Source organism: Pseudomonas aphyarum (genome assembly GCF_028657055.1).
Taxonomy (GTDB): Bacteria; Pseudomonadota; Gammaproteobacteria; order Pseudomonadales; family Pseudomonadaceae; genus Aquipseudomonas; species Aquipseudomonas aphyarum.
In genome coordinates, this window is record NZ_JAMDGS010000007.1 from 72,225 (window position 1) to 97,152 (window position 24,928).

A 24,928-nucleotide genomic window follows, 5' to 3' on the forward strand; every position below is an offset into this window, starting at 1 on the left:
GCCGAGTCTAGGGGAGGGCACAAAAAGGCGTCTTGATTTGCATCAACGGGATCAGTGGCCCATCAGCCAGTGCTGGTGCGGACCCGGCAGGGTCCAGATGCCGAACAGGATCACCAGCAGACCGCCGGCCATGCGCACGCTGCGTTTGCGCAACAGCGCTGTCACCCGTTCGGCGGCGAGGCCCGTCGCCAGCAACACCGGCCAGGTGCCGAGCCCGAAGGCGAGCATCAGCAAGGCGCTGTCGAGTGCATTGCCCTGGCTGGCCGACCACAACAGCGTGCTGTAAACCAGCCCGCACGGCAGCCAGCCCCACAGTGCGCCGAGCAGTAAAGCGCGAGGCAGGCTCGACACCGGCAGCAGACGATTGGCGACTGGCTGGATGTAACGCCAGAGTCCGCGACCGAGGCTTTCGATGCGGGTCAGGCCGCTCCACCAGCCCGCCAGATAAAGGCCCATGGCGATCAGCAGCAACCCGGCGAGTACGCGCATGAACAGCGCAGCAGGGCTGTTGGCTACGGCCCATCCAGCAAGACCGGTCAGCAATCCGGCCGTGGCATAGCTGAGAATCCGCCCGAGGTTATAGGCCAGCAATAATCGAAAGCGTCGGCTGCGTTGTTCATTGGGAATCGCCAGGGTCAGCGCGCCCATCAAGCCGCCGCACATGCCCAGGCAATGCCCGCCGCCGAGCAGGCCAAGAATCAACGCAGACACCAGCAGTGGCGCCAGTTCAAGCATGGGGTGGCGCCTTGTCGTCCGGTTTGGCCGGGTTGGCTTCGTCCACGGCGGCGGTGTGGTTCGGATCCTGATCGTCAAACAGGATGCTGTGGGCCGGGCCGTCGAGGTCGTCGTACTGGCCGCTGTCCACCGCCCAAAAGAAGATGTAGACGGCGATGGCCACGATCAGCAGCGCGGCCGGAATCATCACGTAAAGAGCTGGCATCTGTACTCCATGCCCGCGCGGCTCAGGCCGGCAGCGGGCGGGTTTCTGACGTGGCACTGACGGCCGGCGCGCTCGGCAGGCGAGTCAGGCGCAGGGCGTTGAGCACCACGGTCAGCGAACTGATCGACATGCCGACGGCGGCCCACACCGGAGTGATCCAGCCGAGGGCGGCGAACGGCAACATGAGGCCATTGTACAGCGCGGCCCACAACAGGTTCTCGATGATCACCCGACGGGTGCGGCGGGCCAGCGTGAAGGCTTGTACCAAGGCGTCGAGGCGGTTGGACAGCAACACCGCATCGGCACTGGTTTTCGCCAGATCAGTGGCCGAGCCCATGGCCACGCTGATGTCCGCAGCGGCCAGCACCGGCACGTCATTGACGCCGTCACCGAGCATCAACACCTTGCGGCCGTCCTTGTGCAGTTGTTGCAGCACTTGCAGCTTGTCGTCCGGACGCAGACCGCCCCGGGCCTCATCGATACCCAGTTCGGCGGCGACGCTGGCGACCATCGGCGAACTGTCGCCCGACAGCAACAACGTGCGCCAGCCGCGCGCCTTGCACGCCGCGAGCAGGGCCGGGGCGTCGTCGCGCAGACGGTCATCGAGGGCGAACCAGCCCAGCGGCCCCTGACTGTCACCGAGCAGCAGCCATTGACCCGGTTCTTTCGGCATCGATGGCACCGGCGTGCCGCTGAGGTCACAGACAAACTCCGCCTGACCGATGCGCAAACGCTGTTCGCCGACCAACCCTTCAAGCCCCAGGCCCGGAGTGCTGTGGACATCTTCGGCAGCCAGCGGCGCGCGACCGAAGGCGCGGGCAATCGGGTGTTCGGAACGGTTTTCCAGAGCGGCGGCAAGGCTCAGGCACTGATCGCTGTCGATGGCGCCGAGCGGGCGGATCGAGCGCAGCACCAATCGGCCTTCAGTGAGGGTGCCGGTCTTGTCGAAGATCACCGTGTCGATCTGGTTCAGACCTTCCAGCACATGGCCGCGCGTCAGCAGCAGACCGAGTTTGTGCAGGGTGCCGGTGGCGGCGGTGAGCGCGGTCGGCGTCGCCAGTGACAGCGCGCACGGGCAAGTGGCGACCAGCATCGCAAGGACGATCCAGAATGCCCGTGACGAGTCCAGCTCCCACCACAACAGGCCGATGGCGGCCGCGGCGATCAACGACAGCAACAGGAACCATTGCGCGGCGCGGTCGGCGATTTCCGCCAGCCGTGGTTTTTCTGCCTGGGCGCGATCCAGCAGGCGGACGATCGCCGAGAGTCGCGTGTCCTGGCCGAGCGCCTGCACCTCGACGGTCAGCGCACCTTCGACGTTCAGCGTGCCGGCGGTGACCGCATCGCCCTTGGTGCGCGGTTGCGGCAGGTATTCGCCGGTCAGCACCGACTCATCGATACTCGACTGGCCATCGAGAATCTTGCCGTCCGCCGGAAGTACCGAACCGGGCTGCACCAGCACTCGGTCACCGAGGTGCAGTTCGCTGAGCAGGATACGTTCACTTTGGCCAGCGTCATCGAGGCGCAGGCACGAGGCGGGCAGCAGATTGACCAGTTGCGCGGTGGCAGCGGCGGTGCGCTCGCGGGCGCGGCGTTCTAGGTAGCGCCCGGCGAGCAGGAACAGCGCGAACATGCCCACCGCGTCGAAGTACAGCTCGCCGACCCCGGTGATCGAGGTCCAGATCCCGGCGACGTACGCTGCGCCGATTGCCAGCGATACCGAGACATCCATCGTCAGGTGACGGGTGCGCAGGTCGCGCATGGCCCCTTTGAAAAACGGTGCGCAGCTGTAGAACACGATTGGCGTGGTGAGGAACAGCGCGACCCAGCGCAAGATGGTGTGCAACTCGGGACTGAGGTCGATGTTGAATTCCGGCCAGGTCGCCATGGTTGCCATCATTGCCTGAAACCACAGCAGCCCGGCGACCCCGAGCTGACGCAAGGCGAGGCGGTTTTCGCTGGCCAGTTGTTCGCTGGCGCGGTCGGCCTGATACGGGTGCGCGGCGTAGCCGATGTGACGCAGCTCGCCGAGGATCTGGCTCAGCGGCAACTGAGTGTCAGCCCAGCGCACATGCAGGCGATGGTTGGACAGATTGAGCCGCGCCTCGGCCACGGCGGGCAGCGTGCGCAGGTGTTTCTCGATCAGCCAGCCGCACGCGGCGCAACTGATGCCTTCCATCAGCAGCGTGGTCTCGGCCAGTTCACCTTCGTGACGCACGAACGGTTGCTGCACGTCGGCGCGATCGTACAGCTCAAGTTCATCGACCAGTTGCACCGGCAGCGCTTCGGGGTTGGCCGAGGCTTCGCTGCGATGCTGGTAATAGCTTTCCAGCCCGCCGGCGACGATGGCTTCGGCCACGGCCTGACAGCCGGGGCAGCAGAACTCGCGGGACTCCCCGAGTACGACGGCGGTGAAGCGGCTGCCGGACGGGACGGGCAGGGCGCAGTGGTAGCAGGGGATGGGGGTGGTCATGGCATTGTCGAGGGGATAAACCCTTGGAATCGAGTGGTCCGCTTGCCCTCACCCCAGCCCTCTCCCGGAGGGAGAGGGAGCCGATTGATGTGAGCCGGAAAAATGGGTTCAGTCAGCGCTATCGTCACTGGCGTATATCGATTATGCAAACACCCAAGATCAGTCAACTCTCCAGCGGGAGAGGGAGCTGATTGATGTGAGCCGGAAAAATGGGTTCAGTCAGCGCAATCGTCACTGGCGAATATCAAGTCTGCAAACACCCGAGATCAGTTCCCTCTCCAGGGGGAGAGGGCTAGGGTGAGGGGGCACTTGCAGGCTGCTTACTTCTTCAAATCCTCAGCGCCTTGAAGCGGCTCGTCGCCCAGCAACAAATCCTTGTCATGGCTGACCAGCTCTTCCTCGAACATCCGCCACACGTGATCGTCCTGAGTGCCCAGCAATTCAACAAAACGCCGGCCTTCAATCTTGTCGCTCAACTGGCCAATGTAGCGGCCCGTTTCAGTCTCGCTGCGGGCCAGGACGATCTTGCGATCCTTCTCCGGCTGGGTCGGCGAGATCAGGTTCAGTTCCAGGGTTTTCGGCTGGCTGTCGCCGCTCAGGCGCAGGTCGACTTCGCCGGTGACGTCATCCAGGTGCACGGCAGCGCGCATCTTCAGGGTCTGGGCCAGCAGCTCACGGTCCAGCGAACGGTTGATGCCTTTGCCGGCCTCGTAGTAGTTGTCGTTGACCAGGTTGTCCGGGTTGTTCACCGCGATGGTCACCATGGACAGCGTCAGGGTCACCGAACAGGCCAGAATCCCGATGATGATCCATGGCCAAAGGTGCTTGTACCAGGGACTTGCGGCGTTTGCTGCGGGCATGTTCAGTTCTCTCAACGATTTTGTGGGCCGATGAACCGGCTCTTGGCTTCTACGTGGACGCTGTCGTCATCGGCATCCTTGAGGATGAATTTCACCTCGTTGGTGCTCGATGGCAATTGTTCCGGCGCGCTCGACAACTCGACCGGCATGCTGAAGATTTCCCCGGCCGGCACCTTGATCTCGCGCTTGCCTTGCAGGCGCAGATCCGGCAAACCGGCGGCTTCCAGCACGTAAGTGTGGTCGCGCTGATCCTTGTTCATGATTTTCAGGCTGTAGACGTTTTCGATCCGGCCTTCGGCGTTTTCACGGTACAGCACGCGGTCCTTGCTGACGTCGAAACCCACCAGCGAACGCATGAAAAACGCGGTGACCAACAGGCTGATCATCGCCAGCAGCACCACGGCATAACCGATCAGGCGTGGACGCAGTTTATGGGTTTTCTGCCCGGACAAGTTGTGTTCGGTGGTGTAGCTGATCAGCCCGCGCGGGTAATCCATCTTGTCCATGATGCTGTCGCAGGCGTCGATGCACGCGGCGCAACCGATGCACTCGATCTGCAGGCCGTCGCGGATGTCGATGCCGGTCGGGCAGACCTGGACGCACATGGTGCAATCGATGCAGTCGCCCAGGCCCTGAGCCTTGTAGTCGACGCCTTTCTTGCGCGGGCCACGGCTTTCACCGCGACGCGGGTCGTAGGAAACGATCAGGGTGTCCTTGTCGAACATCACGCTCTGGAAGCGCGCATACGGACACATGTAGATGCACACCTGCTCACGCAGCCAGCCGGCGTTGCCGTAGGTGGCGAGGGTGAAGAAACCGACCCAGAAATACGACCAGCCATCAGCTTGCCCGGTGAAGAACTCGAAGACCAGTTCGCGGATCGGCGAGAAGTAGCCGACGAAGGTCATGCCGGTGACGAAACCGATCAGCAGCCACAGCGCGTGCTTGGCGAATTTGCGCAGGAACTTGTTGGCGCTCATCGGCGCCTTGTCGAGCTTGATGCGCTGGTTGCGGTCGCCTTCGGTGACCTTCTCGCACCACATGAAAATCCACGTCCACACGCTTTGCGGGCAGGTGTACCCGCACCAGACCCGGCCGGCATACACGGTGATGAAGAACAGGCCGAACGCCGCAATGATCAGCAGCCCGGAAAGCAGAATGAAATCCTGCGGCCAGAACGTGGCGCCGAAGATGAAGAACTTGCGCTCCGGCAGGTTCCACCACACAGCCTGATGGCCGCCCCAGTTCAACCACACCGTACCGAAATACAGCAGGAACAGCGCCGCGCCGCCCATCATCCGCAGATTGCGGAACAGACCGGTGAAAGCACGGGTGTAGATTTTTTCTCGAGAGGCGTAAAGGTCGACGCTGTTGTTCGCGTTCTTGCTGGGTGGCGTGACGTCGTGTACCGGAATCTGGTTGCTCATCATTGCATCCCACGGCAGTGGAAAAATGCCTCGGTCGATACGTGCCGGCCGGGGTCAAAAAGGGGTGTTGCGGTGGCGCAATGATACGCCTGTCATGCCGACGAACGGGTGCGACCTTTGGTCGCGTTGGGCAAAATCAATTGATGGTGTAATGACTTGAATCAATTGACTTGTGAGGGATCACCCTTTTTTGCCCGGCCGATAAATCAGTCTAGGCGATTCGCCGCCGTTGCGCTGCCGGGTGGCCCGCATGGCCGAAAACCGGCGCTTGGTCGTCCGGTTTCCGTAATTGAACTTAGAACGAGGCCTTGTTGAAGTAAGGAACTCTGCTTTCTGCTGTTCTTGTATTCGAAACAAGTTTATTTAATTGCTCATGTTGTCGGCTTTGAAAGTTTCCGTTTGATCGAATATGTTTGCGTCTGGCGAAATTCAGTTGCCAGTCATTATTCAAGTTAAATGGAGTTTCAATGTTATGGCTTTAAATGGAGTTGTAAAGTTTCTGCTGGGCATCTGTTTATTATCTTCTGTCACTTTGGTTCATGCCGTCGAGGGCACACCACGGCATATGGTGTTCGCGTCAGATACGCAATATCCCTGGACTGACAAGACCGACAGCAGGGAGCCGGAATCCGATGCGGAATTCGAAAAACGTGCCAAGTGGCTGGTGGACAGCCAGTTGGGCAGTATCGCCGAATTTCGAAATGCCCACGGTGGGCAGGCCGCAATCCCGTTGATGATCAATGGTGACATCACTGCTTTCGGCCATGGTTGGCAGCGCTCGTATATGAAGTCGGCCCTGGAAAAGTACTTCAAGGGTGATTATCTGTATGGCTTGGGTAATCATGACTACGAAAATAACGTCGATGACTGTTTCAGTAATAGTTGTGCGGCGGGCAGTATTGTCGAGTTCAACGAACATCATAAGAACAAGGTGAACAGCTTTGATCTGAAGGTCACTGGCGCTTTTCTGGATATCCTTTATTCGGGCAGTCTCGCCTACTCGAAAAATGTCGGAGAAGTTCATCTGGTCCAACTCAATAACGAGCCTACCTATGCCACGAAGATTGCTCATGCGTTGAACCCGACAACTTTCAATATCACCAGCGCACTGGACTGGCTGGAAAACGATCTGCGGGTGGCGAGGACCCAGGGTTACGCCATCATCATCAACATGCACAAATGGGATGACTGGCAGGGGGACTGGCAGCAGGAGCAGCGCTTTCTGGACATGATCGAGAAGTATGAAGTCACCGCCATCTTTGCCGGTCATTACCATACGCGCGGGGGAGGCAAGCGCTGGATGGGCAAGGTGCCGATGTTTCTCAGCGGCGCTACGTCCCAGCAGACGTACCTGACGGCCAGCTTCTCGGATGATCGCAAGCAACTGCACGTCAACCTGGTCGAGAACAATGACTGGCGCAAACCGCATTTCGTACACGCGGTTCCGGTGAAGTCCATCTGGGCCAGTCGTCCCTGAGTAACGTTAAGGGCACCCCTTTCATTGGCTTTATCCGGAGCACCGGGCTTTCAAGGATGAAAATGTATGAACAGCAACACTCTCAAGGCACTCGGCGTTACTCAAAAAGAAATTGATGCACTGAACGTCATCCTCAATAGCGCCATTCCGGGAACTTCCGTGGCCGTTGCGCACCTGCAAGCGGCACTGGCAGCACTTGAGTCGGCCGAAGCGGCAGAGGAGTCGAAGGAACTCGCCACACAGAAGAGCAACCCGCCGGCCGACGCTGGCAAGCAGCACAAACCTTCCGGCCTGGACAGTCTCGGTGGAGGCACCATTCTTTGAATCAGTAGGGATGGAAAACAAAACGGCCCCGCCAATTCTCATTGGCGGGGCCGTTTTTTTGCTTCGAGCGTTGGCCTTACTGGGCCTCGGCTTCCGCGGGTTTTTCACCGTGGGACAGGCTGTAAACGTACGCCGCCAGCAGGTGAACCTTGTCGTTGCCTTGCAGTTGTTCCTGGGCAGGCATCTGGCCCTGACGGCCGTAACGGATGGTCTGCTGCAGCTGCGCGAAGCTCGAACCGTAGATGAACGCGGCAGGGTGGGTCAGGTCAGGTGCGCCCATCGCTGGCGTACCTTTGCCCGCCGGGCCGTGGCACGCCACGCAGTTGGCGGCGAACAGTTTCTGGCCATTGGCGACGTCTGCCTTGGTGCCTTCCGGCAGCTTGCGGCCATCCAGGTTGCTCACCACGAACGCGGCCACGTCGGCCACGCCTTGCTCACCGATCACTTCAGCCCAGGCCGGCATCACCGCGTGACGACCGCCCATGATGGTGGTCTTGATGGTTTCCGGCTCGCCGCCCCAGCGCCAGTCGGCGTCGGTCAGGTTAGGGAAACCATAAGCGCCCTTGGCGTCGGAACCGTGGCAGACCGAGCAGTTGGAGGCGAACAGACGGCCACCCATCTTCAGGGCTTGCGGATCCTTGGCCACTTCTTCGATCGGCATGGCGGCGAACTTGGCGAAGATCGGACCGAACTTGGCGTCCGAGCGAGCCATTTCCTTTTCCCACTCGTGAACGCCGGTCCAGCCGGTCTGGCCGTTGGCGAACGCGGTCTGCTTCTCGGTATCGAGGTAGTTGTAGCCCGGCAGCAGGCCTTTCCAGTTGCCCAGGCCCGGGTACAGCACCAGATAACCCAGCGCGAAGACGATGGTGCCCACGAACAGCATGAACCACCATTTCGGCAGCGGGTTGTCGTACTCCTCGATCCCGTCGAAGGAGTGGCCGACCGTCTCGTCGGTCTGCTCGGTGCGCTGGCCCTTGCGGGTCGACAGCAACAGCCAGGTCAGGGAAAAGATCGTACCGAGACTGAGGACTGTGACGTACAGACTCCAGAATGTAGTCATTCTTTGTTACTCCTAGAAGCTTGCTCGACGTGCTTGATGGCTTCGGGATCATCCGCGAAGGGCAGCAAGGTCGCGTCTTCAAACTCCGACTTGCGCTTGGGGCTGAACACCCACAACGCCAGGCCGATGAAGGCAACCATCACGACAACGGTGCCCAGGCCTCGAATCATCCCGATATCCATTAAGAATCACCGTTTGCTTTTGATGATGGTGCCCAGGCCTTGCAGATAGGCCACCAGCGCGTCCATTTCGGTTTTGCCCTTCACGGCATCCTTGGCACCGGCGATGTCTTCGTCGGTGTAAGGGACGCCGAGCGTGCGCAACACTTCCATTTTCTTGGCCGTGTCTTTGCCATCGAGCTTGTTTTCTACGAGGAACGGGTAGGCCGGCATTTTCGACTCGGGGACGACGTTGCGCGGGTTGTACAAGTGCGCACGCTGCCAGTCATCGGAGTAACGACCGCCGACGCGGGCCAGGTCCGGACCGGTACGCTTGGAACCCCACAGGAACGGGTGGTCCCAGACGCTTTCACCGGCGACCGAGTAGTGGCCATAGCGTTCGGTTTCGGCACGGAACGGACGGATCATCTGCGAGTGGCAGCCGACACATCCGTTGGCGATGTAAACGTCGCGGCCTTCCAGTTCAAGGGCGGTGCGCGGCTTCATGCCTTCGACCGGCTTGTTGGTGACGTCCTGGAAAAACAGCGGAACGATTTGGGTCAGACCACCGACGCTGACGGCGATGACCATGAAGAAAGCCAGCAGGCCAATGTTCTTCTCGACGGCTTCATGCTTCATCAGTGAGCTCCAACTACGGCAATCTTGGCGGCGGCTTCGGCTTCAGCCGGGTTCGAGGCGCGAACGGTGCGCCATACGTTGTAAGCCATCAGCAGCATGCCGCTGGCGAAGAACGCACCGCCCAGGGCGCGGACGATGAAACCAGGGTGGCTGGCCTGCAGCGCTTCGACGAACGAGTAGGTGAGGGTGCCGTCATCGTTGATTGCACGCCACATCAGGCCCTGAGTGATGCCGTTGACCCACATCGAAGCGATGTACAGAACGGTACCGATGGTCGCGAGCCAGAAGTGCGCGTTGATCAGGCCGGTGCTGTGCATCTGCGCACGGCCGAACAGTTTCGGGATCATGTGGTAGATCGCGCCGATCGAAATCATCGCTACCCAGCCGAGTGCGCCGGCGTGTACGTGGCCGATGGTCCAGTCGGTGTAGTGCGAAAGCGAGTTGACGGTCTTGATCGCCATCATCGGACCTTCGAAGGTCGACATGCCGTAGAACGCCAGCGATACCACGAGGAAGCGCAGGATCGGGTCGGTGCGCAGCTTATGCCAGGCGCCCGACAGGGTCATCATGCCGTTGATCATGCCGCCCCAGCTCGGAGCCAGCAGGATGATCGACATCGCCATGCCCAGCGATTGTGCCCAATCCGGCAGCGCGGTGTAGTGCAGGTGGTGCGGGCCGGCCCAGATGTACAGGGTGATCAGCGCCCAGAAGTGCACGATCGACAGACGATACGAGTAGATCGGACGTTCGGCCTGTTTCGGCACGAAGTAGTACATCATCCCCAGGAAACCGGTGGTCAGGAAGAAGCCCACGGCGTTGTGGCCGTACCACCACTGGATCATCGCGTCGGTGGCGCCCGAGTAAGCCGAGTAGGACTTGAACAGGCTGACCGGCAGCGACATGTGGTTGACGATGTGCAGCATCGCGGTCACCACGATGAACGCACCGTAGAACCAGTTACCGACATAGATGTGCTTGGTCTTGCGCTTGGTGATGGTGCCGAAGAACACCAGACCGTAGGTGACCCAGACAATGGCCAGCAGAATGGCGAGGGGCCATTCCAGTTCCGCGTATTCCTTGGTGGTGGTGTAACCCAGCGGCAAGGTAATGATCGCGCCGACGATCACCGCTTGCCATCCCCAGAAGGTGAAGGCCGCGAGGCTGTCGGAAATCAGTCGCGTCTGGCAGGTTCGCTGCACGACATAGTAGGAAGTGGCAAACAGTGCACAACCACCGAAGGCGAAAATCACCAGGTTTGTGTGCAACGGGCGCAGGCGTCCAAAGCTCGTCCACGGCAGACCGAAATTCAACTCCGGCCAGACCAGTTGCGAGGCGATGAAGACACCGAGCCCCATGCCAAGGATCCCCCAGACCACCGTCATGATGGCGAACTGGCGGACTACCTTATAGTTATAAGCAGTCGGACTGATTGCTGTGCTCATTCTAAGGTTCCACGGTTTGGGTGTTTTATTAGGATTAAAATCGGCCGCAAGTATGTAGAAAGCAGGGGGTCAATGCAACGCGCCATGACCTGGGTCAATGCTTTCCAACGCTGATTCTGCGGCCTTTCCATGCGCCGCGTAAGGACAAAATTGCCCTCGGGCAAAATGTCGCAGCGGACGAAAAAAGCGAGGGGTCCCGGTCGGATGTAACGGGGTGTGTTCGAACGCTCGGTTCGGGTGACGGACGGTAATTGGCACGACAGCCGGTATCTACCGGCCTTTGCGGCCATGTCAGTCAGCCGATTCGTTCAACGCCTCGCTCGGGGTCGACCTGGAACCGGCACGGGCCAGTCCGCATCGAGCAAGCGTAGACCCGAATCCGGGTAACCGAAAGGAGAGGGGGTGAAGGGGTGCGACAATGCGTCGCAAAGGGGCTGGAAACTGCCGCACTGGAAACGTGCGGCAGTCTTGTACGCAATGATTACTTTTTATTGTCATCAGTAATCAGTTTTTCTGTATTCAATCCATTGCTAAGGCTGTACACATAAGCGGCCAGCAATTGCACTTTATCGTTGCCCAGCAGCTCGTTCTGAGCGGGCATGTGGCCTTGACGGCCATGGCGGATGGTCTGCTCAAGTTGGGTCAGGCTGGTGCCGTAGATGAAACCGGCCGGGTGCGTCAGGTTCGGTGCGCCCATGGCTTCGGTGCCCTGGCCGTTTGCCCCGTGACAAGCCACGCACATGGTGCTGAACGCTTGCTGCCCGGCTTGCAGATCGGCCTTGTTGTCCGCTGCCAACGGCAGCCCGGCCAGTTCATGGCGTACATACGCCGCCACGTTTTTCACCCCGGCCTCGCCCAGTGCTTCGCCCCACGCCGGCATCGCCGCCATCCGGCCACCCATGATGGTGGTCTTGATGGTTTCGGCGCTGCCGCCCCAACGCCAGTCCTTGTCGGCGAGGTTAGGGAAACCGAACGCGCCTTTGGCGTCCGAGCCGTGGCACACCGAACAGTTGGAGGCGAACAGACGGCCACCCATTTTCAGCGCCTGCGGATCCTTCGCCACTTCTTCCACCGGCATGGCGGCGAACTTGGCGAAGATCGGCCCGAATTTGGCGTCAGCCTTGCTCATTTCCTTTTCCCATTCGTGGACGCCGGTCCAGCCGTCCTCGTAGCCCGGCAGGATCCCTTTCCAGTTGCCCAGGCCCGGGTAAAGGATCAGATAGCCCACGGAAAACACCAGCGTGCCGGCGAACAGCATGAACCACCACTGCGGCAGCGGGTTGTCGTACTCCTCGATGCCGTCGAAGCTGTGGCCCATGGTCTGGTCGACGCTGCCCTTGGTTTCGCCCCGACGGGTGCCGACCAGCAGCCAGGTCAGGCCGATCAGGCTGCCGATGGTCAGTACGCAGATCCACGTACTCCAGAAGGTGGTCATGGCCGGGTACTCCTTGTCTCATTAGCTTGGGTAGTGTCGGGTTGCGGCTCGTCGGCAAACGGCAGCAGGCGCGCTTCGGCGAATTCCGGCGTGCGCTTGCGGTTGAACACCCAGAGGGTCAGGCCGACGAAGGCCACGAACACCACGACCGTGCCGAGGCCGCGAATCAGCCCCGCGCTCATTTCAAAGACCATTTCTCACCTCTTGCTCTTGATCGCAGTGCCAAGCACTTGCAGGTAGGAGACGAGGGCGTCCATTTCGGTCTTGCCCTTGAGGCTGGCCACCGCGCCGCTGATGTCGTCGTCGGTGTATGGCACGCCGAGGGTGCGCATGACTTTGAGCTTGGTTTCGGTGTGGCTGCTGTCGACCGGTTGGGTGACCAGCCATGGGTAAGCCGGCATTTTCGATTCCGGTACAACGTTGCGCGGGTTGTACAAGTGCGCACGGTGCCAGTCATCCGAGTAACGCGCGCCAACCCGGGCCAGGTCCGGGCCGGTACGCTTGGAACCCCACAGGAACGGGTGATCCCACACGCTTTCACCGGCCACCGAGTAGTGCCCGTAGCGTTCGGTTTCGGCGCGGAACGGACGGATCATCTGCGAGTGGCAACCGACGCAACCTTCGCGGATGTAGATGTCGCGGCCTTCCAGTTGCAGCGCGGTGTAGGGCTTCATGCCTTCCACCGGTTTGTTGGTCACGTCCTGGAAGAACAGCGGGACGATCTGGGTCAGGCCGCCGATGCTCACGGCAAACACCATCAGCAGCATCAGCAGGCCGACGTTCTTTTCAATCGTTTCGTGTTTCATGGCGGACTCCTCAGGCCATCTGCGCGGCAGCAACGACGTCAGCAGGCTGCGAGGCCCGCACGGTGCGCCAGGTGTTGTAAGCCATCAGGAACATGCCGCTGAGGAAGATCGCCCCGCCAATCAGCCGCACGACGAAGCCTGGGTGGCTGGCCACCAGGGTTTCGACGAAGGAGTAGGTCAGCGTGCCGTCCTCGTTCACTGCGCGCCACATCAGGCCCTGGGCGATGCCGTTGACCCACATCGAGGCGATGTACAACACGGTGCCGATGGTCGCGAGCCAGAAGTGCGCGTTGATCAGGCCGATGCTGTGCATCTGCTCTTTGCCGAAGATTTTCGGGATCATGTGGTACAGCGCGCCGATGGAAATCATCGCCACCCAGCCGAGCGCGCCGGCGTGAACGTGGCCGATGGTCCAGTCGGTGTAGTGGGAGAGGGCGTTCACTGTCTTGATCGCCATCATCGGCCCTTCGAAGGTCGACATGCCGTAGAACGCCAGCGATACCACGAGGAAGCGCAGGATCGGGTCGCTGCGCAACTTATGCCAGGCGCCCGACAGGGTCATCATGCCGTTGATCATGCCGCCCCAGCTCGGCGCCAGCAGTACCAGCGACATCACCATGCCCAGCGACTGCGCCCAGTCCGGCAGCGCGGTGTAGTGCAGGTGGTGCGGGCCTGCCCAGATGTACAGGGTGATCAGCGCCCAGAAGTGCACGATCGACAGACGATACGAATACACCGGACGTTCGGCCTGTTTCGGCACGAAGTAGTACATCATCCCGAGGAAACCGGCGGTGAGGAAAAAGCCTACGGCGTTGTGGCCGTACCACCATTGCACCATCGCATCGGTTGCACCGGCGTACACCGAGTAGGACTTGGTGAAACTCACCGGCAACTCAAGGTTGTTGACGATGTGCAGAATCGCCACGGTGATGATGAACGCGCCGAAGAACCAGTTGCCCACATAAATGTGCTTGGTCTTGCGCTGCATGATCGTGCCGAAGAACACGATGGCGTAGGCGACCCAGACGATGGTGATCAGGATGTCGATCGGCCATTCCAGTTCGGCGTATTCCTTGGAGCTGGTGTAACCCAGCGGCAGGCTGATGGCCGCCAGCAGGATCACCAGTTGCCAGCCCCAGAAGCAGAAGGCGGCGATTTTTGGCGCAAACAGTTGGGTCTGGCAGGTGCGCTGCACCGAGTAGAACGAACTGGCGAACAAGGCACAGCCGCCGAACGCGAAGATCACCGCGTTGGTGTGCAGCGGGCGCAGGCGTCCGAAGCTGGTCCACGGCAGGTTGAAGTTGAGTTCGGGCCAGACCAATTGAGCCGCGAGAAAAACCCCGAGCCCCATGCCGACGATGCCCCACACCACCGTCATAATGGCGAATTGGCGGACCACCTTGTAGTTGTAGGCGGTACTGATAGAAGTGTTCATGGTTCCCCATCCACGGTTCAGCCGAAGTGAGCGCGCGCAGAAAACGCCGCGAATCCTTCGCCTGGAGTTATAGGCAGACTAAAAGCGAGGCAAGCATGGACAAACAGCACAAGGCCAGTATTGACGGGGATCAATGGGCGCAGTGCCTGCGGGATCACGGGTGGCTTTGGGATGCCGCTGTTGGGGAGGCTTCGGCGACGCTGATCCTGGCGCATGGGGCGGGGGCGCCGATGGATAGCGACTGGATGAACGATATGGCTGGGCGCCTTGCTGGGCTTGGGGTGAATGTGTTGCGGTTTGAGTTTCCTTATATGGCGCAGCGGCGGGTTGATGGCAGTAAACGCCCGCCGAATCCGGCGCCGAAGTTGCTCGAATGTTGGCGTGAGGTTTATGGCTTGGTGCGACTTCATGTCGCTGGGCCGCTCGCGATTGGCGGGAAGTCCATGGGGGGGCGGATGGCGAGTCTCTTGGTTGATGAGTTGGGGGCTGATGCGTTGGTTTGCCTTGGTTATCCGTTTTATGCGGTTGGGAAACCGGAGAAGCCTCGGGTTGAGCATTTGGCTTCTTTGCGGACTCGGACGTTGATTGTTCAGGGGGAGCGGGATGCTCTGGGGAATCGGGACGCTGTCGAAGGGTATTCCTTATCGCCGAGTATTGAAGTGTTTTGGCTGGCGGCGGGGGATCATGATTTGAAGCCGCTCAAGGTTTCCGGGTTTACGCATGAGCAGCATTTGGCTGCCGCCGCGCAGAAGGTGGCCTCGTTTCTTCGTATCGATTGAGCCGAGTCGAAATTTTGAAGCTCATGAAGATCGGCTCCCTTTCCCCCTCGCCCCCTTGGGGGAGAGGGCTGGGGTGAGGGGGATCGATCTTGAACGCGACACACTTTTCGATCTATGTGAATATCCGTTGCTGCGGTCAAGCCCACCTAGGGTTTCGCCCTTACGGCGACTCACTTTTTTGACAAACGCCTCAAAAAAGTAAGCAAAAAAACGCTTGCTCCTACGTCCGGCCCACTCGCTAAGGCTCGGGGTTCCTTCGCTCCGGGATTCATCCGGGGGGCATCGCCTACGGTTTGCTTCGCTGCACCTCCTCTCGATGTGTTTGGCTTCGCCAAACGGTCGCTGCGCTCCCACCCCCGGATAAATCCCTCCACTCAGCCTTCCGACGTCGCCCGAAGATCAGAAGCGGTACTCGAGCTAACGCTCATCGTTTTGAATGGTTTGGCGAACGGTTTGGTTTCAGTGTCGAGCCTACCCCTCACCCCAGCCCTCTCCCCAAGGAGAGGGAGCCGAATGGGGTGCTTTCAAGCTTGAGTTCAACTCGGAATCCCACGTCGGCGTCCCTCGCCCACGCACCTCGGTCAGTCCCTCTCCCTTAGGTGAGAGGCAGATTGAGGTGCTTTCAAAAACCTGAGTTCACCTCGGTATCCCACGTCGGCGTACCTCGTCCAAACACCTCGGTCAGTCCCCTCTCCCTCGGGGAGAGGGCTAGGGTGAGGGGGAAGGTTTCACTGACACGCCACCAAAACTGAAAGCTCCCACAGCCCGGCATTTCCAGCGAATAAACACGATCACGTAACCACGTTTAAAGTACACGAACCGTTACGCCATAAGGGCTACAACACCTTGCGTCGTTGCCTACGCGTACGCCAGAATCCGCCGGCTTACGCGGCTTGGAGAGGGCTATATCGTTTCCCTGTCACTGCAAAACAGTGATCGGGTTTGGTAGCCCGTTTCTTGACAGCTGTGTGGCGTCACCTTATGCAGTCTCATTTTTTGGGCTGCGTTTTATATGGTGGCCATGCGTGGGGCTCCTTCGGGGGCGCCGGGGGTTTCTCTGTCTTGACCGGTCTACCAACCCACGTATGGCCGCCACCCTTCGTTTGGTAGCGAAAGTGACGGCTCTTCAATTCTTTCAAGATAGAGAGTCCGTATGTTCAAAATTACGCCAAACCCACCAGAAACCGATTCAATCCCCTACGACGCCGCACTCGAAGCCGAAAACATAAAAACGGCCACCGAGCGGGCGATCAATCATTACCTCGATCCTGGCGCACAGAAGACATCCAAGCCATCGCGCAAGCCAGGCAAGATCTATCTGGTCAATCCAACGGTGGATGACGAAACGCTGCTGGTCGAAGCGTGCGAAACGCTGTCGTCGGCCAGTGACGTGGCCCGGGATATCGGCAACACCGTCGACCCATCGCAGCGCAAGGCGATGCAGATATTGCAGCAGGTCATCATGCTGAGTGAGCTGCTGGTCAATCGTGTGCTGGATAACCATCACGTCTCGCGGTAGTTGCCGCCTCGGTGAGGGGCTTGTCCCCCTCACTGTTTGGCAGCCGTCTACACAAATCCTCAAGCGACTCTTGTCCGGAGTTTTAGCTGATGTCCACGACCGTCATTCCACCGTTAGAAGATCCGGTTTCCCCGTACGAATTTCCCGATTCAAGAAAACTCCACGACGCGGCCGAACGCGCCCTTGACTATTACCTGACCCCGGCAGCCCGGATCATGGCCACGCCCTACACCCCAAACGACATGTTCATGGCCAACCCGCAAACCGACACGGAGTCCTTGCTGGCCAATGCCTGCGAATCCCTCGCGTCAGCCACGGTCATGCTCGGTGACTTTGCCGGCCTGCTGGAAGGGCCGAACCGCAAGACCCTGTTGGGCATTGCGCAAGTGGTGATGTTGGGTGAGTTGGCGGTGAATCAGGCGCTCGATAACCTCGTGCCGAAGGAGTAAGCGGAACAAAAAACCGGAAGCGTTTGGCTTCCGGTTTTTTCATCGATATCAAAAGGTCACAGCCTGCCAGTGATCACAAATTTATCGAACGCTTTCTGCCCATCACGTGCCGCTCGCCGCACATCAAGGAATGTCAGTTCTTCTCGGACTTCCTTTCTCACAGGTTTGTCAGTCCTGATCATCGGATTCTGCGTAGGGAATGTATTCATGCTGGCTAGCCCGTGTGAGTAGGTTTGGACGACAAAGTAGAGCCGGGCTTCATCGCCTGCCAGTCAGTTGGTTCCGATTCAGTTGTAGGCACTGTCCGCGCTTTTCGCATGAGATTTTCGCCAGCAGACCGGGCCTCTTCGCGGGCAAGCCCGCTCCCACAAGGATGGTGGTGTTGCGAGATCTTGTGGCCAATGCGAAACCCTGTGGGAGTGGGCTTGCCCACGAAGAGGGCGGTGCTGGCTACGTCCATTTCAGACTGGCAATAAAAACCCCGGAAGCTTTCGCTGTCCGGGGTTTCTTTATTGCCAGAACAATCAGCGGTTAAACCGCTCCACCAACGAATACTGCGTGTTGGCAGTCTTGGTCAGCTCTTCACTCAGCAACGCCGAGTTATGCGCCTGTTCCGAGGTCTGGTCCGCCAGTTCCGAGATGTTGCTGATGTTGCGGCTGATTTCTTCAGCCACGGCACTTTGCTCTTCGGTCGCGGCGGCGATCTGGGTGGTCATGTCGGTGATGTTGGCCACTGCTTCGCTGATGCCGACCAAGGCCTGATCCGCTTCCAGAACCCGCGCTACACCTTCTTCCGCCTGGCGATGGCCGGCTTCCATGGTTTGTACGGCGCTGGATGCGGTCTGTTGCAACTTGGCGATCAGGGCGTGGATCTGGCCTGTGGATTCGCTGGTGCGTTGCGCCAGTTGGCGGACTTCGTCGGCGACTACGGCAAAACCACGGCCCATCTCGCCGGCGCGGGCTGCTTCGATCGCGGCGTTGAGGGCGAGCAGATTGGTCTGGTCGGCGATGCCTTTGATCACGTCGACCACGCCGCCGATTTCGTCGCTGTCCTTGGCCAGTTGGGTGACGGTCAGGCCGGTTTCACCCACGACTACGGACAGACGCTGGATGGCTTCGCGGGTTTCGCCAGCGATGTCGCGGCCGCGGCCGGTCAGGCGGTTGGCTTCCTGGGTGGCGTCGGCGGTGCGCTGGACATGGCTCGCCACTTCTTGCGTGGTGGCGGCCATCTGGTTGACGGCGGTGGCGACCTGTTCGGTTTCCACGCGCTGACGTTCCAGACCGCTGGAGCTGTTGTGCGCCAGGGCGTCGGACTGTTTGGCCTGATCGGTCAGGTGCTCGGCGGTGTCCTGCAGACGGGTCAGGCAGGTTTTCAGGCGGGCTTCCTGGCTGAGGATCGACATCTCCAGACGGGCCTGTGGGCCACGGCTGTCGGTGTACATCTGCGCGATCAACGGGTCGGACGTGGTCTGCTCGGCCAGACGCAGCAGGCGCTTGAGCCCGCGTTGTTGCCATTGCAGACCCAACAGGCCCAGCGGCACCGAGAGACCGGCGGCGAGGGCGAAGCCCCACTGCGAGTTGAGGGTGGCGCCGATCATGAAGCTCAACTGGCTGACCAGAATGAACGGCAGCCAGTCCTGCACGATCGGCAGCCATTTGTCGCTCGAAGGAATCGCCGACTTGCCCTGGTTGATGCGTTGGTAGAGCGCTTCGGCACGGCGGATCTGTTCGGCGGACGGCTTGACCCGTACCGACTCGTAACCGACCACCTGACTGCCATCGAACACCGGCGTTACATAGGCGTTCACCCAGTAATGATCACCGGTCTTGCAGCGATTCTTGACAATGCCCATCCATGGCAAGCCTTGTTTCAGTGTGCCCCACATGTGCGAAAACACCGCAGCCGGGACGTCGGGGTGACGAACCAGGTTGTGCGGCGCACGGATCAGTTCCTCACGCGAAAACCCGCTGATTTCGACGAAAGCGTCGTTGCAGTAGGTGATCACGCCCTTGGCGTCGGTTGTGGAAATCAACCGTTGCTGAGCCGGGAAAGTCCGTTCGCGTTGTGTAATGGGCTGGTTATTACGCATGGTTTTTCAATCCGCAAGGCTTTGAAAGGTTGTCGGCGGGGTCGGCCATTTATTGAAATTTTTTTTCATTTATATGTACGGCGTCGCAAAACGGCCCTTGCTTCAACCCGCGAGCATCGGATAGGTGAGCAGACCGAAATGCAGCAGGTTCAGGCCAAAGTGCGTGGCGATCGCCGCACCGAGCCCGCCAAAACGGTAGGCCAGACCATAGCCGACACCCGCCAGGCTCGCCAGCAACACCCATTGCCAGCCGGCGCCCACATGCACCAGGCCGAACAGCAGGGACGCCAGCAGCAGCGCGAGGTTTTCGCCGTAGGGCAGGTGTTTGAAACGCCGGCTCAGGCCGCCCTGGATATAGCCGCGAAACAGCGCTTCTTCGACCAGCGTCACCAGCAGCAGATTGTTCAGCACCCACAGCCACGCCTGATCCGGCCATTTCGGCGCCCAGGTGATCATGCCTAGCAACACCGCGCCGCCCAACGCCAGAATCACGCTCAGCGTCAGTGCCAGCGCTGTGGCGTACACCGTCAGGCGCAACGAACGCCGCGCGACGATCCACGGGCAGACCAGTAGCAGCCAGAAACCAATCAGCGGTTTGTCGAGATTCAGGTACATCGAGAACGGCACGGCGTTGTCGGTGAAACGCTGCGGCTCGATGACCCGGCCGTTATAGAAGCCCGGCAGCCAGTGCAGGGCCAGCGCCAGAGCCAGCACGATAAACAGGCCATGGCCGAGATAACGCCCGACCGGCACGGTTTGCTGGCGCACGGCGTAACCGGCGAAAACCAGCAGTGCAATGGAGATCAGCGCCAGCCAGCCGAGCTGGCCGAAACTCAGCGCCAATCCGTAACCAAGGCTGAGAAGCCCGAGATAGAGCCATGGCAGAGCTGTCATGGAAAGTCCTTGTGCACGATTTGTGGACAGGCTTTCTACACGGGTGGGGGCGAGGGGACAAGTGAAGGTGAGGCGAGAAACCGGGACAACAAGCAAACCTGTGGCTGACACAAAAAGCTGTGGCTAATACAAAAACTGTGGGAGCTGGCTTGCCAGCGATGGCGTCTGCACAGTCGACATCTTCATTGACTGACTCACCGCTATCGCTGGCAAGCCAGCTCCCACAGGGATTTGCGTAAGGCTGAAATGTCAGCGCAGGTTGAGTTTCGCCGCCGCACGCTCGGTAATTTCAGTGCGCAACTTCAGCGAAGGCGCTGCACGCTTGCGGGCTTCTTCAACAACAGCAATCGGCGCCGTCTCCGGACTACCCGAATCAAACGGCGGCGCCGGCGCATATTCCAGTTGCAACTGCACCAGTTGCGCCGTATCGACACCGACCAGTTCTTGCGCCAGCGTCAGCGCGAAATCGATCCCCGCAGTAATGCCGCCCCCTGTAAAGAGATTGCCGTCACGCACCACCCGATCCTTCACCGCAATTGCGCCCAGCGTCGGCAGCAGATCGTGATAAGCCCAGTGCGTGGTCGCCCGTTTACCCTGCAACAGACCTGCCGCCCCAAGCACCAGCGAACCGGTGCACACCGACGTCACGTAACGCGCCTGCGCGGCTTGCGCCTTGATGAACGCCAGCGTCTGCTCGTCTTCCATCAGCGGCCCGACCCCGGCGCCGCCGGGTACGCAGATCACGTCCAGATCCGGGCAGTCCTCGAAGGTGGTGGTCGGTTTCAGCACCAACCCGGTGCTGGCGGTGACCGGTACCAGATCCTTCCAGACCAGATGCACCTGCACGTCCGGCAACGAGGCCAGCACGTCATACGGGCCGGTCAGGTCGAGTTGCTGCACCTGGGGAAACAACAGAAAACCGATCTGCAACGCCATGGTTCTTCTCCGTGAAAAGGGGGGGTAGACGGCTTCACTGTAGGCGCGTAGGTTTTGGCGCATACGCCAATCAGCCCACGAATTACGCCAAATGCCGAAAACCATCCACGTCCTCGCGTTCGCCAATGTGCAGTTGCTCGATGTCACCGGGCCGTTGCAAGTCTTCGCCTCGGCCAACGACATCGCCCGCCAGCAGGGTTTGCCTGCGCCGTACGCGCCAACGGTCATCGCCAGCGGCGGCGGGGCGGTCAACTCGTCCGCCGGGTTGGCGATGCTGGCCGAACCGCTCCCGAAACAGCCCAGCGACACCCTGATCATCGCCGGCGGTTGGGGTGTTTACGCCGCTGCCGAGGACGCCGGGTTGGTGAGTTGGGTGCGTGAGCACGCGAACGGCTGCCGGCGCGTGGCCTCGGTCTGCACCGGCGCCTTTCTGCTGGCCGCCAGCGGCTGGCTCGACGGTCGCCGGGTCGTCACCCACTGGACCCGCTGCGAACAACTGGCGCAGCAACACCCGCGTTTGCAGGTCGAGCCCAATCCGATCTTCATCAACGACGGCCCGGTCTGGACCTCGGCGGGCGTCACCGCCGGCATCGACCTGGCGCTGGCCATGGTCGAAGACGACCTCGGTCGCGACATGGCCCTGGACGTCGCCCGGCAACTGGTGGTGTTCCTCAAACGACCGGGCGGGCAGTCGCAATTCAGCGTGACGCTGTCGCTGCAAAAACAGGGTAACCGCTTCGACGATTTGCACGCGTGGATCGCCGAGCATCTGACCTGCGATCTGGGCATCCCGACCCTCGCCGAACAGGCCGGCATGAGCGAACGCAGCTTCGTGCGCCACTACCGCGCCGATACCGGCCAGACCCCGGCCCGGGCCATCGAACTGATCCGCGTTGAAACGGCGCGCCGGCTGCTGAGCGATACCGGACTGCCGATCAAACGGGTTGCGGCCAATTGTGGATTCGGCAGTGAAGAAACCTTGAGACGTAGTTTCCTGCGGGCCATGGGGGTGACGCCGCAGGCTTATCGGGAGCGGTTTTCGGTCAGCGCTGGAGCAGATCCAGTAATGCCTTGAGCGTCACGCCCGGCGCTTCTTCCGGAATGTTATGCCCAACGCCGGATAGCACCCGCCGCTCGTAAAACCCGGTGAAGTGATGGGCATCTTCATCCTCTGCCGGCGCCGGGCCGACGCCATCGTCCGCACCGCATAGCGATATCGTCGGAACGCCGATCGCCGGTTGTTTCTCCAGCGCCTGCTCCATCCACTCCAGCGCCGGATCGCCCGGCGCATACATGAAGCGATGGCGATAAGAGTGAATCACCACATCGACGAAATCCGGGTTATCGAACGCCGATGCACTCAGCGGATAACGCTCGGCGTTCCGCGCCCAGGTCGGTGACCACAACTGCCACAGCAACTCGCACAGCGCCCGCCGGTTTTGCGTCAGCCCCTCAACGCCACGGGGCGTGTGGAAGTAGTACTGATACCAGTAGCGATGCTCGCTCTGCGGATCCAGCGGCTGAATCGAATTCGGAATGTCTTGCAGGTTGTAGCCATCGCCCGTCACCAACCCGCGCACGCGCTCGGGAAACAGCGCCGCCACAATGCACGCCGCCCGACCGCCCCAGTCGTAACCGCACAACGTCGCTTGTTCGAAACCCAGCGCATCCATCAGCTCCAGCAGATCCTGCGCCAGCGCCGCTTGCTGGCCGGAACGCAGTGTTTCCGGGCTGTTGAAACGGGTCGGCCCGTAACCGCGCAGGTACGGCACGATTACCCGATAACCCTTGGCAGCGAGGGGCGGGGCGATTTCGTCGTAGGCGCGGGGGGAGTAGGGGAAGCCGTGGAGCAAAATCACGGCCACACCATTGTCCGGACCATATTGCTCGAAGGCGATAGAAAGAGTTTTGGTTTCAATGGTCTTAAAATTGCTCACGAGGGGCTCCAGATGTAGAGCTATCTTGGCGAATTAAGGTTAGTGATTTTAATTGGAATGAACCCTGAAACTATACGGGTGAGGCAAGCTAGAAAATTCCTGGAATTGATGATGTTTTTTCTAGCTACTGCTGGGTGGAGTTATTTTGGTATGGAGGTCGGAAATTTCAAGAGCTTTATTGATGGCTGCCTGTATCCATTGATTGTCGTTATTGAGGTTTTTGAAATATCGAATGTCAGCTGTAGGAAATTTTTCGCAAATTTTCTCACCGTTGATATCGAACAATCTCCAAGGATAGCCCCAGAGTGTGTTGGATTTTAGCTCTTCATAAAGGGAGAAAGGAAGGGAGTCTCCCGAGACGTTGGTTATGGAACGCAACTCGATATTGTCGATTGGACTGATCGATTCTTTTATTTTTAATAGCATCGGATGTGATAGGTCGGTTTCTTTCTCCGTTCTTCCAAAAAGGGTAATCCTTTCGTTGTGGCCGCCAGTGTTTGAAGCTAAAAAAATTGTCATGCAATTTCCTTTTTGGTCTTTGCAGGTGATGTGGAAACTTTTCGATTTCCCAGTTGAAGCTCGATGCATTCTTGAAATGAATCAATACTTTTCTTAATGAGTTCGAAATATAGCTCAGCATTTTCCAGTGCTTCGCTATTTGCGGTAGCGTCGAGGGTTTTCGAGTTGTAATCAAACTGAAATCGTATTTCGCTGATCGCATATGCTGCGCGTTCAAGCTGTTCTCGCACGTCTACGGGGAGAAGGGCATCGTAGGCGCTCATATAGTCATTGATATGAGTTGAATGTTGTTTGTACGAGTCGGCTATTTTTTCAAGTGCCTCTGGCCATTCCATATCCGGGTAATCTCTCTCAGGGAGGATCTTGCGGTACAGACTTCTTAGTTGGCTCAGTGCTTCAAGTTGGCGAACAAAAAATACTTCGGAATTCTTGAGTGTGGATTTTAGGCTTTCCAGTTCTTGACTGAGGGTTGCTCTGTAGTTCTCAAGATGTTTGTTGAAATTTAGTTCTACGGCTTTTTTTATGCCTGAGGTTATTAGTGTTTTAATCATGAATGCTATGCCAATAGTGGCAAGCCCCGTGCTGCCGATAATCCATCCAATTGTTTCTGCGTTCATTGTATTCATGACTTCGTTAAAAGGTTTATTTTTTTGGTTGGATGTCAGCTTATGTCGCTTCAGCTTCCGCCACCTGATTGAAATACTTGCTGCGATCCGGCGTAAACGTCACCACCATTTTCGTCCGCGAGCAGGTCATGACCCGTTCGGCACCCAGATCAATATCCAGGTCTTCCCCCCGCAACCCCTGCCACTGGGCGAGGTATTTCAGCGATCCGTACTTTTCATTCTTCTTCAGGCTGCGACTGACCCCACCTTTCCAGCCCAGCACCGGCAGTTCATCGGCGCTGCAGCGTTGGGCGAGGTCGGGGAAGCGGGTGGCGCGCTGGCGGCCGATTTCCCAGCATTTGATCAGGCCCTTGTCGGCGGCCTCCCACAGTTCGTCGCGCTTGAGGCCCGTGCGCAGTGGGGTGTCGATCTGGCGGTGGATGCGTTGGCTCATTCTGGTTCCTTGAATCGGGTTTTTATTGGACAGCTCCGCTGTGCCCGTTGCGGTGGATGGTAGGGGGGGATGTAACAGCTGGCAACAAGGTATTTCGGGGTGTAAGTGCGAGTCGCGGCCCAAGCGTTACATGGGGTTGGCAGGTTTTTGTAGGGCCTGCCATCAACAAGTTGTATCGAAAGGAATCGATTGTGTGGGCCAGCCCTTCAACCGCAAGGCTCGGGGGTGTTTGCCGCTCGTAGGTAGCCTTCCTACAAGCGGCGATTGAAG

At 59.5% G+C, this 24,928-nt stretch carries 26 protein-coding genes; 6 read left to right on the plus strand and 20 right to left on the minus strand.

Annotated features, from left to right (window positions below; genetic code table 11):
- Positions 1–51: 51 nt before the first annotated feature.
- The 5 genes from M5G18_RS10720 to ccoG all read right to left on the minus strand — a co-directional run bounded on the left by M5G18_RS10720 (position 52) and on the right by ccoG (position 5,700).
- Complete coding sequence (locus M5G18_RS10720; protein WP_273898392.1) at positions 52–735, minus strand: sulfite exporter TauE/SafE family protein; 684 nt, start codon at positions 733–735, stop codon at positions 52–54.
- Positions 728–940 (minus strand): cbb3-type cytochrome oxidase assembly protein CcoS, encoded by a 213-nt coding sequence (ccoS, locus tag M5G18_RS10725; RefSeq protein WP_007951659.1) that lies wholly within the window; start codon positions 938–940, stop codon positions 728–730. The genes M5G18_RS10720 and ccoS overlap by 8 nt, the downstream gene beginning before the upstream one ends.
- 22 nt (positions 941–962) lie before the next feature.
- Positions 963–3,413, minus strand: a complete 2,451-nt coding sequence (locus M5G18_RS10730) for a heavy metal translocating P-type ATPase (RefSeq protein WP_273898393.1) — start codon at positions 3,411–3,413, stop codon at positions 963–965.
- Positions 3,414–3,733: 320 nt separating this feature from the next.
- Positions 3,734–4,273: a FixH family protein gene (locus tag M5G18_RS10735; RefSeq protein WP_007951661.1), complete on the minus strand. Its 540-nt coding sequence runs from the start codon at positions 4,271–4,273 to the stop codon at positions 3,734–3,736.
- Positions 4,274–4,284: 11 nt separating this feature from the next.
- A complete protein-coding gene (ccoG, locus tag M5G18_RS10740) occupies positions 4,285–5,700 on the minus strand; it encodes a cytochrome c oxidase accessory protein CcoG (protein WP_007951662.1) in 1,416 nt (471 codons plus the stop codon).
- 472 nt (positions 5,701–6,172) lie between these two features.
- Between ccoG and M5G18_RS10745 the strand changes: the two genes are divergently transcribed.
- Both M5G18_RS10745 and M5G18_RS10750 read left to right on the plus strand, forming a co-directional pair.
- Entirely contained in the window at positions 6,173–7,177 is a 1,005-nt protein-coding gene (locus M5G18_RS10745; RefSeq protein WP_273898394.1) for a metallophosphoesterase family protein, read from the plus strand.
- A gap of 66 nt (positions 7,178–7,243) precedes the next feature.
- Positions 7,244–7,501, plus strand: coding sequence for a hypothetical protein (locus M5G18_RS10750; protein WP_273898395.1), 258 nt, complete (start codon positions 7,244–7,246; stop codon positions 7,499–7,501).
- Positions 7,502–7,577: 76 nt separating this feature from the next.
- Here M5G18_RS10750 and ccoP (M5G18_RS10755) read toward each other — a convergent pair whose 3' ends face one another.
- The 8 genes from ccoP (M5G18_RS10755) to ccoN (M5G18_RS10790) form a co-directional block, all read right to left on the minus strand.
- Positions 7,578–8,561 carry a cytochrome-c oxidase, cbb3-type subunit III gene (gene ccoP / locus M5G18_RS10755; protein ID WP_007951666.1) on the minus strand — a complete coding sequence of 328 codons (984 nt, stop codon included), beginning with the start codon at positions 8,559–8,561 and terminating at the stop codon, positions 7,578–7,580.
- On the minus strand, positions 8,558–8,743 hold the full coding sequence (locus M5G18_RS10760) for a CcoQ/FixQ family Cbb3-type cytochrome c oxidase assembly chaperone (RefSeq protein ID WP_003175465.1): 186 nt from the start codon (positions 8,741–8,743) through the stop codon (positions 8,558–8,560). The genes ccoP (M5G18_RS10755) and M5G18_RS10760 overlap by 4 nt, the downstream gene beginning before the upstream one ends.
- 6 nt (positions 8,744–8,749) lie before the next feature.
- Entirely contained in the window at positions 8,750–9,358 is a 609-nt protein-coding gene (gene ccoO, locus M5G18_RS10765) for a cytochrome-c oxidase, cbb3-type subunit II (RefSeq protein WP_007905434.1), read from the minus strand.
- On the minus strand, positions 9,358–10,800 hold the full coding sequence (ccoN, locus tag M5G18_RS10770; protein WP_007960352.1) for a cytochrome-c oxidase, cbb3-type subunit I: 1,443 nt from the start codon (positions 10,798–10,800) through the stop codon (positions 9,358–9,360). Before ccoN (M5G18_RS10770) ends, ccoO (M5G18_RS10765) begins: the two co-directional genes overlap by 1 nt.
- Positions 10,801–11,281: 481 nt before the next feature.
- A complete protein-coding gene (gene ccoP, locus M5G18_RS10775) occupies positions 11,282–12,235 on the minus strand; it encodes a cytochrome-c oxidase, cbb3-type subunit III (RefSeq protein ID WP_273898396.1) in 954 nt (317 codons plus the stop codon).
- Entirely contained in the window at positions 12,232–12,429 is a 198-nt protein-coding gene (locus M5G18_RS10780) for a cbb3-type cytochrome oxidase subunit 3 (protein ID WP_007960354.1), read from the minus strand. Before M5G18_RS10780 ends, ccoP (M5G18_RS10775) begins: the two co-directional genes overlap by 4 nt.
- Before the next feature lie 3 nt (positions 12,430–12,432).
- Positions 12,433–13,041, minus strand: a complete 609-nt coding sequence (gene ccoO / locus M5G18_RS10785; protein WP_007960355.1) for a cytochrome-c oxidase, cbb3-type subunit II — start codon at positions 13,039–13,041, stop codon at positions 12,433–12,435.
- 10 nt (positions 13,042–13,051) lie between these two features.
- Positions 13,052–14,476, minus strand: coding sequence for a cytochrome-c oxidase, cbb3-type subunit I (ccoN, locus tag M5G18_RS10790; RefSeq protein ID WP_007960356.1), 1,425 nt, complete (start codon positions 14,474–14,476; stop codon positions 13,052–13,054).
- 95 nt (positions 14,477–14,571) lie between these two features.
- Here ccoN (M5G18_RS10790) and M5G18_RS10795 point away from each other — a divergent pair, with 95 nt between their 5' ends.
- The 3 genes from M5G18_RS10795 (at position 14,572) to M5G18_RS10805 (ending at position 17,223) form a co-directional block, all read left to right on the plus strand.
- Entirely contained in the window at positions 14,572–15,255 is a 684-nt protein-coding gene (locus tag M5G18_RS10795; RefSeq protein WP_273898397.1) for an alpha/beta family hydrolase, read from the plus strand.
- Positions 15,256–16,408: 1,153 nt separating this feature from the next.
- Positions 16,409–16,774 carry a DUF6124 family protein gene (locus tag M5G18_RS10800; protein WP_273900051.1) on the plus strand — a complete coding sequence of 122 codons (366 nt, stop codon included), beginning with the start codon at positions 16,409–16,411 and terminating at the stop codon, positions 16,772–16,774.
- A gap of 89 nt (positions 16,775–16,863) precedes the next feature.
- Positions 16,864–17,223 carry a DUF6124 family protein gene (locus tag M5G18_RS10805; protein WP_273900050.1) on the plus strand — a complete coding sequence of 120 codons (360 nt, stop codon included), beginning with the start codon at positions 16,864–16,866 and terminating at the stop codon, positions 17,221–17,223.
- Positions 17,224–17,747: 524 nt separating this feature from the next.
- Here M5G18_RS10805 and M5G18_RS10810 read toward each other — a convergent pair.
- The 3 genes from M5G18_RS10810 to inhA all read right to left on the minus strand — a co-directional run bounded on the left by M5G18_RS10810 (position 17,748) and on the right by inhA (position 21,143).
- Positions 17,748–19,313 carry a methyl-accepting chemotaxis protein gene (locus M5G18_RS10810; protein ID WP_273900049.1) on the minus strand — a complete coding sequence of 522 codons (1,566 nt, stop codon included), beginning with the start codon at positions 19,311–19,313 and terminating at the stop codon, positions 17,748–17,750.
- Between the two features lie 102 nt (positions 19,314–19,415).
- Positions 19,416–20,207, minus strand: coding sequence for a CPBP family intramembrane glutamic endopeptidase (locus tag M5G18_RS10815; protein ID WP_273900048.1), 792 nt, complete (start codon positions 20,205–20,207; stop codon positions 19,416–19,418).
- A gap of 249 nt (positions 20,208–20,456) precedes the next feature.
- Complete coding sequence (gene inhA / locus M5G18_RS10820; RefSeq protein ID WP_273900047.1) at positions 20,457–21,143, minus strand: isonitrile hydratase; 687 nt, start codon at positions 21,141–21,143, stop codon at positions 20,457–20,459.
- A 91-nt stretch (positions 21,144–21,234) separates the two neighbouring features.
- On the opposite strand from inhA, the gene M5G18_RS10825 reads away from it, so the two are divergent.
- Complete coding sequence (locus M5G18_RS10825; RefSeq protein ID WP_207985548.1) at positions 21,235–22,218, plus strand: GlxA family transcriptional regulator; 984 nt, start codon at positions 21,235–21,237, stop codon at positions 22,216–22,218.
- On the opposite strand, the gene M5G18_RS10830 is transcribed toward M5G18_RS10825, so the two are convergent.
- The 4 genes from M5G18_RS10830 to M5G18_RS10845 all read right to left on the minus strand — a co-directional run bounded on the left by M5G18_RS10830 (position 22,187) and on the right by M5G18_RS10845 (position 24,658).
- Complete coding sequence (locus M5G18_RS10830) at positions 22,187–23,080, minus strand: alpha/beta fold hydrolase (protein ID WP_273900045.1); 894 nt, start codon at positions 23,078–23,080, stop codon at positions 22,187–22,189. The genes M5G18_RS10825 and M5G18_RS10830 overlap by 32 nt on opposite strands.
- Before the next feature lie 120 nt (positions 23,081–23,200).
- Positions 23,201–23,599: a hypothetical protein gene (locus tag M5G18_RS10835; protein WP_273900044.1), complete on the minus strand. Its 399-nt coding sequence runs from the start codon at positions 23,597–23,599 to the stop codon at positions 23,201–23,203.
- Positions 23,596–24,225, minus strand: a complete 630-nt coding sequence (locus M5G18_RS10840; protein ID WP_273900043.1) for a hypothetical protein — start codon at positions 24,223–24,225, stop codon at positions 23,596–23,598. Before M5G18_RS10840 ends, M5G18_RS10835 begins: the two co-directional genes overlap by 4 nt.
- 40 nt (positions 24,226–24,265) lie before the next feature.
- Complete coding sequence (locus M5G18_RS10845; RefSeq protein ID WP_273900042.1) at positions 24,266–24,658, minus strand: hypothetical protein; 393 nt, start codon at positions 24,656–24,658, stop codon at positions 24,266–24,268.
- Between the last annotated feature and the right edge of the window lie 270 nt (positions 24,659–24,928).